Source organism: Mycolicibacterium komossense (assembly GCF_025822605.1).
GTDB lineage: Bacteria > Actinomycetota > Actinomycetes > Mycobacteriales > Mycobacteriaceae > Mycobacterium > Mycobacterium komossense.
On record NZ_JACKTY010000007.1, the window covers coordinates 1 to 12231 of the forward strand.

General features: G+C 66.8%; 10 protein-coding genes and 1 pseudogene. 4 read left to right on the plus strand and 7 right to left on the minus strand.

The annotated features are described in order from the left end of the window. Window positions 1-988: pseudogene (locus tag H7J73_RS01010) on the plus strand (hypothetical protein); the annotation flags it as partial. A gap of 49 nt (window positions 989-1037) precedes the next feature. Beyond that, entirely contained in the window at window positions 1038-1670 is a 633-nt protein-coding gene (locus tag H7J73_RS01015) for a hypothetical protein (protein WP_264065364.1), read from the plus strand. A gap of 4 nt (window positions 1671-1674) precedes the next feature. Here H7J73_RS01015 and upp read toward each other — a convergent pair whose 3' ends face one another. From upp to H7J73_RS01040, 5 genes are all read right to left on the minus strand, one after another. Beyond that, window positions 1675-2304, minus strand: coding sequence for a uracil phosphoribosyltransferase (upp, locus tag H7J73_RS01020; protein ID WP_264065365.1), 630 nt, complete (start codon window positions 2302-2304; stop codon window positions 1675-1677). A gap of 1 nt (window position 2305) precedes the next feature. Continuing rightward, the gene (locus tag H7J73_RS01025; protein WP_264065366.1) at window positions 2306-3571 is read right to left on the minus strand and encodes a URC4/urg3 family protein; all 1266 of its coding nucleotides are present in this window, start codon (window positions 3569-3571) and stop codon (window positions 2306-2308) included. Further along, a complete protein-coding gene (locus H7J73_RS01030) occupies window positions 3568-4854 on the minus strand; it encodes a GTP cyclohydrolase II (RefSeq protein WP_264065367.1) in 1287 nt (428 codons plus the stop codon). The genes H7J73_RS01025 and H7J73_RS01030 overlap by 4 nt, the downstream gene beginning before the upstream one ends. A gap of 120 nt (window positions 4855-4974) precedes the next feature. Continuing rightward, window positions 4975-6132: a GGDEF domain-containing protein gene (locus tag H7J73_RS01035; RefSeq protein WP_264065368.1), complete on the minus strand. Its 1158-nt coding sequence runs from the start codon at window positions 6130-6132 to the stop codon at window positions 4975-4977. A gap of 115 nt (window positions 6133-6247) precedes the next feature. After that, on the minus strand, window positions 6248-7348 hold the full coding sequence (locus tag H7J73_RS01040) for a GGDEF domain-containing protein (RefSeq protein ID WP_264065369.1): 1101 nt from the start codon (window positions 7346-7348) through the stop codon (window positions 6248-6250). 118 nt (window positions 7349-7466) lie between these two features. On the opposite strand from H7J73_RS01040, the gene H7J73_RS01045 reads away from it, so the two are divergent. Continuing rightward, a complete protein-coding gene (locus H7J73_RS01045; protein WP_264065385.1) occupies window positions 7467-8267 on the plus strand; it encodes an SDR family NAD(P)-dependent oxidoreductase in 801 nt (266 codons plus the stop codon). Between the two features lie 60 nt (window positions 8268-8327). Here the strand turns inward: H7J73_RS01045 and H7J73_RS01050 are convergent, their stop codons facing one another. Beyond that, window positions 8328-9566 carry an acyl-CoA dehydrogenase family protein gene (locus H7J73_RS01050; RefSeq protein ID WP_264065370.1) on the minus strand — a complete coding sequence of 413 codons (1239 nt, stop codon included), beginning with the start codon at window positions 9564-9566 and terminating at the stop codon, window positions 8328-8330. A 275-nt stretch (window positions 9567-9841) separates the two neighbouring features. Between H7J73_RS01050 and H7J73_RS01055 the strand changes: the two genes are divergently transcribed. Further along, window positions 9842-10639 (plus strand): adenylate/guanylate cyclase domain-containing protein, encoded by a 798-nt coding sequence (locus H7J73_RS01055; protein WP_264065386.1) that lies wholly within the window; start codon window positions 9842-9844, stop codon window positions 10637-10639. On the opposite strand, the gene H7J73_RS01060 is transcribed toward H7J73_RS01055, so the two are convergent. After that, a complete protein-coding gene (locus H7J73_RS01060) occupies window positions 10636-12162 on the minus strand; it encodes an FMN-binding glutamate synthase family protein (protein WP_276030794.1) in 1527 nt (508 codons plus the stop codon). The genes H7J73_RS01055 and H7J73_RS01060 overlap by 4 nt on opposite strands. Window positions 12163-12231 lie beyond the last annotated feature (69 nt).

Sequence of the window (12231 nt, forward strand, 5' to 3'; positions counted from 1 at the left end):
GGGTCCGGTCGGTCCCGCCGGACCGCCGCCGGCCGTGCCGGTCGCGGACGCGGCCCCGCTGGGTGCTCCGCTGCCTGCCGCCCCGCTGCCCAGTGCGGGTGTGCCGGCCGCGCTGAACACGCCTCCGCTGCCTGGCGCTCCGCTGCCGGGAGCACCCACGGGCATTCCGGTGGTGACGCCGCCGGGCCCGGGTGCGCCGGTTCCGGGTGCGCCGGGTGGTGTTCCGGTGGTGACGCCGCCGGGCCCGGGTGCGCCGGTTCCTGGTGCGCCGGGTGGTGTTCCGGTGGTGACGCCGCCGGGCCCGGGTGCGCCGATTCCTGGTGCGCCGGGTGGTGTTCCGGTGGTGACGCCGCCGGGCCCGGGTGCGCCGATTCCTGGTGCGCCGGGTGGTGTTCCGGTGGTCACGCCGCCGGGGCCGGGCGCTCCTGTGCCCGGTACCTCGACCGAGACGGCGCTGCACACCCCGCCGCAGCCGCCGGTGATTGCGCCGCCGGCCCAGACGAACGTGTCGGTGAACACGCCGCCGCTGCCGGCTCAGCCGCTGCCGCCGAACCTGTCACACGCCTCGAACCCGGCGCCGCCGCGGCCCCCGCAGCTGCTGCCCCCGGGGCGTGGACCGGCCAATGTGCAGACGCCACCGGCTCCGGGCGCGCCGATTCCCGGCGGGTCGACGACGGTCAACACGTCCAACCCGGGTCTGATTCCGGAGATCCCGGGCGGCACCCAGGCATTCGACTCGCTGTCGACGCCGGCTGGGGTACTTCTGCCCTCGCTGGGGACCGTGTCGTCGACGTTCCTGCCTACGCCGGGCTGGGATTTGCCTGCGGTACCGGGTCTTTCGATCCCGCTCCCCGGGCATGTCGGAATGCCGACCGACTTCCTGTGCTCCGGTACGGGATGGTCACTGCCGGTGGAAGGCCAGGGCTCGAACCCGGTCGACCAGCTGATCCTCCCGGTTGGGCAGGAGCCGCGACGCGGGAACTGGTGAAGTTGACGAACCTGCGCTGCGAGGGGACTCCATCTGGCACGCTTTCGCTATGTCAGTTGCCCCGGCCACCGGTTTGCGTGCAGGTCGATACGGCGAAGTGCTACTGCTGCGGCAGCATGCCGACGCTTTCATCGCCGACGTCTACAACTCCTACGGCCTGAACGACTGCCCGCAGGCGCAGTGGTCCGCGCTCGACGCAACCCGGATCGCCGCCGAGAACCAGGCGCTCATCGCGGTGCTCAACGGGCCGCGGTATTGGCTGATGGACAGCATCGCCCAGCAGAACGCTGGCGACGTACCCAGGGAGATAAGGACTTTCGGAGGTATCGCGATGTTCAAGGCGGCCACCGTCGAGATCGCGGATCCGCAACCCCAACTCGGCGGATACGCACCACACGCCGTCAACCGCCGGACTGTCTTCACCTTCGACGCCGGCAGCGAGGTCTACGAACTGGTGGACCCCGACGGTACCCACTGGGTCATGCAGAGCTGGAGTCAGCAGGTGGACCTGACGCTTGTCGAGACGGACCTGGCCGGCCTCGGTACCCGGTTACGGCCCCCGCCGGGCTGGCACTACCTGGTGACTTCACTGTCCTCGGCGCTCGATGTGGACACCAGGAACGTCGATGCAGCGGTATTGCAGGACGAGCTGCTGAACAGCTATTCGCGACGCACCGGATAACCGGCTATTTGGTGCCGAAGAAGCGGTCACCGGCATCGCCGAGGCCGGGCCGGATATAGCCGTCTTCGTCGAGTTCGCGGTCGATGGCTGCGGTGTAGATCGGCACATCGGGATGTGCCGCGTCCATCGCGGCCAGCCCTTCCGGGCAGGTCAGCAGGCAGACGAATTTGATCGATTTCGGCCCGCTCTCTTTGAGGCGCTCCACGGCGGCGACCGCGGAGTTGCCTGTGGCCAACAGCGGGTCGAGCACCACGACATCGCGCTCACGTAGGTCGGCCGGCAATTTGAAGTAGTACTCCACGGCCACATGGGTTTTGGGATCGCGGTACAGGCCGATATGCCCAACCCTGGCGCCCGGAACCACTGTGAGCATGCCGTCCAGGATGCCGGTACCGGCGCGCAGGATCGCGACGAATACCAGCTTTTTGCCATCGATGACCCAGCCGGTGGTGTGTTCCAGTGGTGTCTCGATGTCGATTTCGTGCAGCGGCATATCGCGCAGCACCTCATAGGCCATCAGCGTCGATATCTCGTCGACAAGTCGACGGAAGCTGCTGGTGGACAAGTCCTTTCGGCGTAGCAACGATATCTTGTGTTGCACCAGAGGGTGATCGATGTGATGAACCGTGCCCACGTCAGAACACCGTGCCGTCGCTGATGATGATCAGTGGTGGCTCCCCGCCGCGTAACCGCTGCGCCAGCACCCGCCCCGTCGCCCAGGTTCCGCCTTCCAGCACGCAGGCCAACGGCATCCGGGATTCGTGCAGGCCCAGGTGATTGCGTACCAGGGGCGCCAGATCATCGAGCAGACCGACGGTCAGTGCGCGCCACTCGACGACCAGTTCTTCGCCGACCGTCCAACTGTGGCTGGCCACCTCGGGCTTCCGTAGTCGCAGGACCCCGGTATCCAGCAGCAGTCCACCGTTGCGGTACTCCGGCAGGCCGGTCAGAGCCTCGAGCCCGACCACCGGCACTCCGGCCCATTCGAAAGGCTCCAGCAACGAGTACGTCAACCACTGCGACAGTTTGTGGAACGGTATCCAGCCCTGGGTGAGACCGGGACCGGACACGGCGTCGTGCCGCCAGCAGTCGCCGAGTGATTCAGCGCCGATCATGTTGTCGGCCAGCCAAATTCCGGACAATGACCGCAGTACGGTCGAGAGGATATCGGCCGCTGACACGGCGCGGCGGCCGCGGCCGAGAAGGTCGAATATGCCACCGGGGCGCCCCTGACGGCCGAAGAACTCCGGCTGTGCGGCGAGGACGGCACCCAGGCGATGCAGCAACCGGACCCGGCCGTCGAGGCCGACCAGCGGATTGGCCGGGCCGACCTGGAACATCTCGGCGAGACGGTCGGGATCAAGATCACGCAGTCCGGCGGCGTCGACCTGTAGCGGGCGGTCGGCGTCGCTGGAGAACAACCCGCGGGTGAAGCCGTGCCAGCTCGCCACGCCCAATCCTTCGGACCGGGCGAACCGCTGTCCGCTGTCGGCCTCGTCGTAACGCCATTCCGGGCCGGCGCCGGCATCGAGTAGGACGCTGACGACGGTCAGATCGATCATGGCGCGGGCCCGGTCCGCGGCATCGGCGCCCGCCAACTCGGAATCCAGCTGCGCCTTGCGGTCCACACCGCCGGCCTCGAAATGCCGCCAGCGGCTGTGGTACGGGATGCGCAGATCGGGATAGTGCGTGCGCGTGACGTCGGCGACTTCCTTTGCAGCCATGGGTAGCTCGTCGTCGTGCACGGTGAACCAGCGGGAGTCGCCGCCGCGGGCGCGCCGCAACAGCTGATGGGCACGTTCGCGAACCGCGGCGGCACTGCGTAACGCCTCGGCGGCGCCCTCGGGTCGGGCGGTATCGGGTTGTTCGTCGGCACGCACTGCGGTGGTACCCGCCGTCATCCGTCCAGTCCCCGGCCTTTGGCCATGCGCAGTTCGTCGGCATCCGGGATCGGTCCTGGCGTGAAGTATCCGGCGGCCGTCTTGGCGTCGATCTCCACCCGTGCGTCATCCGGGATCAGCTCGTCCGGGATGTTGACCCGTTCCCCGACCTCGATTCCGGAGCCGGTGATGGCGTCGTATTTCATATTGCTCATCGACACCAGACGATGGATTTTCTGGATGCCGAGCCAGTGCAGGACGTCGGGCATCAGTTCCTGGAACCGCATATCCTGCACGCCGGCAACACATTCGGTGCGGGCGAAGTATTGGTCGGCGGTATCGCCGCCGACCTGGCGCTTGCGGGCGTTGTAGACGAGGAATTTGGTGACCTCGCCCAACGCGCGACCTTCCTTGCGGGAGTAGGAGACCAGGCCGACCCCGCCGCGTTGCGCACCGTGGATGCACTCCTCGATCGCATGGGTCAAATAGGGCCGGCAGGTACAGATATCGGAGCCGAACACGTCCGAACCGTTGCACTCGTCGTGTACGCGGGCGGTCAGCTCGACCGACGGATCGGCCAGGTCGCGGGCATCGCCGAAGATGTAGACGGTCTGGCCACCGATCGGCGGCAGGAAGACCTCCAGGTCGGGTCGGGTCACGAGCTCCGGATACATGCCGCCGGTCTCCTCGAACAGCACCCGGCGCAGGTCGGTCTCGCTGCAATGGAATCGCTTGGCCACTCCGGGCAGGTACCAGACGGGCTCCACTGCAGCTTTGGTGACCAGCGCTGCGCCGCTGGGGAGCAGGAACCGGCCGTCCGGGCGGAGCCGGCCCTTCTGCACGGCTTCCATGACCTCCGGGAGGATCACGTCTGCCTTGGTCACCGCGATCGTCGGGCGCATATCGTGGCCTGCAGCCAGTTCGTCGGCGAAGACGTCTGCCACCACCGCGCCCCACGGGTCGAGGCTGACGATCTTGTCCGGGTCGCTCCACTGCGGATAGGGGCCGATGGCGTCGGTCGGCGCGGTATTCGTCAGGTCGGCTTTGTGGTCGCGCGAGAGTGCGCCCGCGGCGACCGCCAAAGCGCGGTAGACGCTGTACGAGCCGCTGTGGGTGCCGATCACATTGCGGTGGGCCCGCTTGGTGGTGGTGCCGATCACCGGGCCGCGCTCGGCGGCGGTCGGGGCGGCCCAGTGGATGGCCAGCGCGCCGATGCCACCGCTGTGGGACGTGAGCCTGATATGGCCGGCAGCGGGTTTGGCAGTGGCAGGTGGTGGTGCGACGGAACCTGCATCAGCGGACATGGTCGCTCGCCTCCCTGAACCCGGAATGGGCCAGCATAGCCACTTGGACCGGCTCATGTCGGCTGTGCGAACAGGCATGTCACCCACGAGGCCTCCGTCCTCGGGAAGAGATCAGACAGGTCAGTCGTTGGTGGGCCACCCGCTGTTGCCCGCCTCGCCGAAACCGTCGTCGAAGTCGTCGGTCTCGTCGAAGATCCGGAGGTCCGGGCGGAGCACATACTTCGCCCGATTGCCGCCCTCTTTGCGGGCATCGTGCATGGCGGTGGTGGCGATGCCGAGCACCTCGTCGAGGACTTCGTGCGGCGGGTAGGACACCAAGGGCCGCAGGGGAGTGGTGACCACGCCGATGCTGGCCGTCATCCGCAAGGGCGTGGTGCTGATCGCGCTGAGGGCCCGGTCGATGAGCGCCGACGGGTCCGGCGTGGTGAAAAGTTCGGCGATCATGAAATCGGTGTCGCCGACGTGGGCGACGAGCGCCCCGCGGCGCACCGTCTCTCGCAGTCGCTGGCCGACCTCCACCCGGGCCCGGTCACCGTTGGCCCCGCCGGCCATGTCGACCAGAAGCGAGTAACTGTCCAGGTTCAGTACGGCCACGACGAGGTACTGGTCGTCGTCGCGGCTGCGCGCACCGATCAGCGTCGCGACCTTGTCATAGAAGGCGTCCTTGTTGAGCAGGCCGGTCAGCGGCTCGATCTCGCCGTACACCGTTTCGGTGTCCAGCAGTCGGATCACCATTCGGCAGGCGAACGCGGCGAAGACGCTCACGAGCGCCACCAGGACCACGCTGGCGATGGCGAGCGGGGTGCTGATCGGGGCCAACCGTACGGCCAGAGTGATCAGAACGCAGGCGCCGACCGTCCACGTGAAGGCCAACAGCTTGCCGGTGTGGAAGAAGGCGATGAACGCGCCCAGGGCGCCGAACGAGGTGGCCCCGAGCAACCCGAACGCCGGGTCGGCGACGATCAGACAGGCCACCGCGACACATAACGTCCCCACCACCACGCACAGCTGGGACTGTCCCCGGGATGGCCACCGTGCGCGCAGCCACAACGATGCCATCGCCGCACAGCACACGGTGATGGCGATGGCGAGAATCCGATCGCGAACGGCGTGTGGTCCGGAGTAGGTACCCACCACGGCCGATGGGATGACTCCGATGCCGAATATCAACGCCGCGATGACGCGACACGTGTAAGTCTGCCCCCCGCGAGCGGCGATCAGAGCGGTCAGCCAGTAATAGTGGTCTGATTGGTGGAGGCGCCGGTTATCGATGATCATGGGCGACGCGCTTCGCCGCATGAAGTCGTTGGCGACAAACTGGCCGGCCTTCTGTCGAACGGATGCACAGGTTTCTGGGTGCGTGAATGGGTAGACGACCCTAGCACCCAGACGTCTATGCCGAATCGATGGGGGACGCCTCGGGGTGGTGGCAGATCTGATTTCCGCCTGCACGTTTGGCGTCGTACATGGCGCCGTCTGCCGCGTTCATGAGGGCGTCGACCAGTTGCCGATCAGCGCGGGCGTCGATCGTCTTCAGCGGCGCACTCGCGGTTCCGATGCTGGCCGTGATGTTCATCGGGAGTGCGGCGATCGCGTGGCGTAGACGCTCGGCCAAGGCGGACGCCTCGGGCGTGCTGTCGACATCTGCGATCACGAATTCCTCGCCGCCGATGCGGGCGATCACCGACGTGGCGCGGCAGTTCTGCCGCAGAGCCGCGCCCACGCCCACCAACGCCTGATCGCCGATGGCATGACCCCGGGTGTCGTTGAGCTGTTTGAAGTGGTCAAGGTCGATCGCGATCACGACCAGGTACCTGTCGGCAGCAGTGTGACGGCGGTTCAGCAGTTCGTGGACAGAATGGTAGAAGGACCGTCGATTCAGCAGTTCGGTCAGCGAATCGCGGTCCGAGCTGCGCAGGTCCGACCGCAGGGTGTGTACCAGGGAGTAGATGCCGAACGGAACTCCGACATTGACCGCGGTGATGGTGATCAGCGAGGCCACCACCAAGGCGATGTCGCCGGTCGTGACGGCGAGTTGATGGGCCAGCACTGCCGTGCAGGTGAGTGCGACGGCAAGGTTGGCGATCAGGTGTTCGACGGTGTGGAAGTACGCGATGAAGCCGCCGATGATGGCGAAGATGTGACAGCCTTCCAACCCGGCGTAGGCGTTGGACTGGGCCAGGCAAATCACGGCGATCGACCCCGTCGCCATGACACTGAGCAGCACCGACTGCCTGCGGCTCGGCCAACGGATCAGCCAGACGCCCGCCGAGACCGCGCCGGCTCCGGCGGCAGCGACGGACAGCGCGACGGTCGCCGGGCGGTCAGGTCCGTAGGGGCTCCACAACATCACCACCGGAAGTGCGGCGAGTAGGACAGTGAAGGCGAATGTGGCAATGCGCCACTGTGTTTCGAGGCCACGATCCTTGAGATAAGCACTGAACCAGTCGAACTGGTCGGACTGTTGCCGCCATCGGTCAATCCACTGAACCATGCATCTCTCCCGGGGACGGACTCTACTCCGTGAGATTGCCCGGCGCGGACTTGAGCAAATCATCGCTTTTCCGGCCGATACCGGTCCGCCGTGTAATCCTGCACCGATGGCGTACGTGATGAAGCGGTTCGAAGGCAAGGGCGTGCTGGTGACCGGTGCGGCATCCGGTATCGGCAAGGCGACGGTCGCGCGGTTACTGGCAGAAGGTGCGACGGTGGTCGGCATCGACCTGAGCCCGGATCCACCCGAAACCCTTGCCGGCGAACGCTTCACGTATCTTCCCGCTGACGTCTTGGATGCCGAGGCGGTGGGGGGCGCCGTTGCCGCCGTGGTGGCGGGAGTTGGTCGCCTCGACGGGGTGGTGCACGCGGCCGGTGTCGCCGGCGGCGGCCCGGTGCACCTGCTGCCCGACGCGGAGTGGGACCGCGTGGTGGGCGTCAACCTCAAGGGCACCTTCGTGGTGTCCCGTGCTGCGCTGGGCCAGATGGTGGCGCAGGACCGGGTCGATGGTGAGCGCGGCGTCATCGTGAATCTGGCGAGTATCGAAGGTATCGAGGGCACTGCCGGCGGTAGCTCCTACAACGCGTCCAAGGGCGGGGTGGTGCTGTTGACCAAGAACACCGCCATCGATTACGGGCCGAGCGGGATCCGCGTCAACGTGATCTGCCCGGGCTTCGTCGAGACGCCGATGTTCGATTCGGTGATGGGTATGCCGGGTTTCGAAGGTCCGCGCGCCGGGCTGCGCCACGAGCACAAGCTGCGGCGATTCGGCAGGCCCGACGAGATCGCCTCGGTGGCAGCCTTTCTGCTGTCGTCCGATGCCAGTTTCGTCAGTGGACAGGCACTTGCTGTGGACGGCGGCTACCTCGCGGGCCGCGACCACAACGTCACCGAGCTGATGGGCCTGGGGGAGCAGTAGGCCGCGGGCGGCGCGGTAGACGGACAACTCCAGTGCCTCCCGCGCTCGGCAACCGATGGCCTAGCTGAGCAGTCCCCGGGCCACGTGGGTGATCTGCACTTCATTGCTGCCCGCGTAGATCATCAGAGACTTTGCGTCGCGGGCCAGCTGCTCCACCCGGTACTCGGTCATGTAGCCGTTGCCGCCGAACAGCTGCACCGCTTCCATGGCCACATCGGTGGCTGCCTGCGAGCAGTAGTACTTGATCGCCGACGCCTCGGCCAGTGAAATGGTCGCGCCCGTATCGGCGGCCTCGATCACCCGGAACAGCATGTTGCGCACATTCATTCGGGCCACTTCCATATTGGCCAGCTTGAGCTGGATCAGCTGGAACTGGCCGATCTCCTTGCCCCACAGGACACGGGTCTTGGCGTAGTCGACGCACAGCCGCAGACATTCCTCGATCACGCCCAGTGCCATGGCGGCCACGCCGATCCGTTCGGCGGAGAAATTCGATCGGGCGCTGTCGCGGCCGTCGCCGGCACCGCTGTCCTCGGTCTCGCCCAGCAGATGGTCGCGGCTCAGCCGCACATTGTTGAAGAACAGCTCACCGGTGCGCGAGGAATGAATACCCATCTTGCGGAACGGTTTCGATTGAACGAATCCCTCCATGCCGCGGTCGAGCACGAAGGTCAGGACTTTGCGGTCCCGCTTGTCCGCCGCAGGGTCACCCTCGTCCAGCTTTGCGTAGACAACCACCACGTCGGCATCCGGCCCGTTGGTGATGAAGGTCTTCTGACCGTTGAGGAGGTAATCGTCACCATCGCGCACCACATAGGATTTCATGCCGCCGAACGCATCCGAGCCCGAATCGGGCTCGGTGATGGCCCACGCGCCGACCTTCTCATAGGTGACCAATCCGGGCAGCCAGCGCTCCTGCTGAGCGAGCGTGCCGCGGCCCATGATCGTCGGCACGGTCAGTCCGAGGCTGACGCCCATTCCGGTGACCACGCCCATGCACACCCGGCACAGCTCGGAGACCACGACAAAGCCCATACCCGGCGATCCGCCCGCGCCGAACATGCCGCCGCCACCGGACTTCGACGTCGACTCGCCGCCGTCGCGCATCCGGGCCAATCGCTTGTCCAGCGACTCCTTGGCCATCGCGTCGATTCCGAACGTGGCGAACAACTTTCGGATGACCGGATACGGCTCCATCTCGCCGCTCTCCAGCGCATCGACATGGGGTCGGACCTCTTTGTCCAGGAACTGTCGAACGGCGTCGCGCACCGCAAGGTCGATGTCGGACCACTCGATCATGGATTCTCGATTCGGATTGTCAGACCAGGGCTGGATCTCTGGGTGGTGAGCTCACGACGTTACGCCGCCGGCTTTCGGCCGCAGAGGTACTCGGCGTGTGACCGGAGCGACACGGCTCGACTCATTGCCCGCGCCCAGCGCCACCACCTACGCTGGCGCCGGTGGAGCCCGAGAGACCTGAGACGCCGGAGCAGGTGTCCGCCGGACTTGAGCAGCTCGCCGATGCGGTCACAAAAGCCCCTGCTCAGCAGCAGTCACGCGGTGTCACCGGCTGGATTTCCGAGACCAACCGCAGCCCCGGCGTCATCTCGTTGATCAGACGCGCACGCCGGATACTGCCCGGTGACCCCGAGTTCGGCGATCCGCTGTCGATGGCAGGCGATGGCGGACCCCGGGCCGCCGCGCGAGCCGCCGACCGGCTCCTGCCTCACCACGAGGCCGCGACCCGCGAAGTCAGCCTCGCCGGACTGCAGGTCTGGCAGGCACTCACCGAGCGGCTATCCCGCAAACCGTCGGACTCCGAGGTCACCATCGTCTTCACCGACCTGGTCGGTTTCTCCGACTGGTCGCTGGCCGCGGGCGATGACGCCACCCTGACGCTGCTGCGCCGGGTCTCGGCGGCCATCGAACCGCCGCTGCTTGGCCGCGGCGGTCATATCGTCAAGCGGATGGGCGACGGGATCATGGCGACATTCCGGAGCCCGACGGTTGCCCTCGCTGCTGTGCTGATAGCGCGGGACGCTGTGAAATCGCTTGACGTGGACGGCTACACACCGCGGATGCGATTCGGCCTGCACACCGGCCGGCCGCAGCGCATCGGCGCCGACTGGCTCGGTGTCGACGTCAACATCGCGGCCAGGGTGATGGAACGCGCCACCCGCGGCGGGGTTATCGTCTCTGGACCGACGCTGGACCTCATCGCGCAGACCGATCTCGAGGAACTGGGCGTCACCGTCAAGAAGGTGCGCAAACAGGTCTTCGCGCCACGACAGAGCGGTGTGCCCGCCGACATGGTGATGTACCGAGTCAAGACCCGGCGGGAGCTGCCGGGAGACGACGAAGTCGACGACTAGCGGAACTCGTCGGCGCTGGCCTCGATCCAATCCGACAGCCACTCGGCGGGCGGCTCGTCGAGTAGTTCGCCCGGCATCAGCCAGTCGTAGATTTCCGCATACGTGCGGGTGCGCTGCCCCTCAATCCGGCGGTTGAGCATCGCCGGCGACAACTCACCGAACCCATCGAGTCCCATCGATGCCACGATCTGCGCCGCGCTGGCAACGGTGGCCTGCTGGAAGTGGAACACCCGGTCGGTCTTGTCGGGCACGGACAGGGCCCTGGCCCGGGCCGGGTCCTGGGTGGCGACCCCGGTGGGACAGTGGTTGGTGTTGCAGGTCAGTGCCTGGATGCAGCCGACGGCAAACATCATCGCCCGGGCCGACATGGTGAAGTCAGCGCCCTGGATGATGCGGGTGACGATGTCGACCCCGCTGGCCACCTTGCCCGAGGCGCCGATCCGGATCCGGTCGCGCAGCCCGACCCCGACCAGGCTGTTGTGCACCAGCATCAGCGCCTCGGTGAGCGGCATACCGACGTGGTCCTCGAATTCCTGCGGTGCCGCGCCGGTGCCACCTTCGGAGCCGTCGACGATGACGAAGTCGGGGGTGACGCCGGTCGCCAGCATGGCCTTGCAGATGGACAGGAACTCGCTCCTGGCGCCGATGCACAGCTTGAACCCGACCGGCTTGCCGCCGGACAGTCGCCGCAGCGTCGTGATGAACGCCATCATTTCCACCGGCGTGCGGAACGCGGTGTGTGCCGGCGGCGACACCACGGTCTTGCCTTCGGGGACACCGCGGGTGGCGGCGATCTCGGCGCTCACCTTCGGCCCTGGCAGTACTCCACCGAGACCTGGTTTGGCGCCCTGGGACAACTTGATCGAGACGGCTTTGACCGCGGGCAGCGTGGCCTTCTGGGTGAACAGGGCGGGGTCGAAGTTGCCGTCGGCGTCGCGGCAGCCGAAATACCCCGAACCGAGCTCCCAGATCAGGTCGCCGCCCGGTTTCAGGTGGTAGGGACTGATCCCGCCCTCGCCGGTGTCGTGGGCGAACCCGCCGCGGGCCGCACCACCGTTGAGTGCTTCGATGGCGTTACCCGAGAGTGCGCCGAAACTCATCGCAGAAACATTCAGCAGCGCAATGTCATATGGCTGCGTGCAATCCGGACCGCCGACCCGCACCCGCGGGGCCAGCTCGGTCGCGAGCTTCGCCCGCAGCGAGTGGCGCAGGAATTCGTAGCCGAGGGCGTAGACATCGCGTTCGGTTCCGAACGGCTCGTCACCCTTGGTGCCCTTGGCCCGCTCGTAGACCATGTCGCGGGTCTCACGGTCGAACGGCGTCGCCTCGGTGGGGGATTCGACAAAGTACTGCCGGATCTCGGGCCGGATCTTCTCCAGCAGGAACCGGGCGTGCCCAAGAATCGGATAGGTCCGCAGGATGGAGTGTCTGGTCTGGGTCAGGTCCCAGGTGCCGAGCGCGGCCAGCACACCGAACAGCGCCGCGGGCGGCCACCATCCGTCTCCGGCGATCGAGGCCAGCAGCGCCGAGACGACTGCGGCGAGCCACAGCGCGGCAATGATGGCAGGCCTGAGCACGGCGCGAGGGTATCG

What these genes read in the sequence shown, in the direction of transcription:
- H7J73_RS01015 (WP_264065364.1), top strand. Translation starts at nt 1,038, where the DNA reads ATGTCAGTTGCCCCGGCCACCGGTTTGCGTGCAGGTCGATACGGCGAA.
- H7J73_RS01025 (WP_264065366.1), bottom strand. Translation starts at nt 3,571, where the DNA reads ATGACGGCGGGTACCACCGCAGTGCGTGCCGACGAACAACCCGATACC.
- H7J73_RS01030 (WP_264065367.1), bottom strand. Translation starts at nt 4,854, where the DNA reads ATGTCCGCTGATGCAGGTTCCGTCGCACCACCACCTGCCACTGCCAAA.
- H7J73_RS01035 (WP_264065368.1), bottom strand. Translation starts at nt 6,132, where the DNA reads ATGATCATCGATAACCGGCGCCTCCACCAATCAGACCACTATTACTGG.
- H7J73_RS01040 (WP_264065369.1), bottom strand. Translation starts at nt 7,348, where the DNA reads ATGGTTCAGTGGATTGACCGATGGCGGCAACAGTCCGACCAGTTCGAC.
- H7J73_RS01045 (WP_264065385.1), top strand. Translation starts at nt 7,467, where the DNA reads ATGAAGCGGTTCGAAGGCAAGGGCGTGCTGGTGACCGGTGCGGCATCC.
- H7J73_RS01050 (WP_264065370.1), bottom strand. Translation starts at nt 9,566, where the DNA reads ATGATCGAGTGGTCCGACATCGACCTTGCGGTGCGCGACGCCGTTCGA.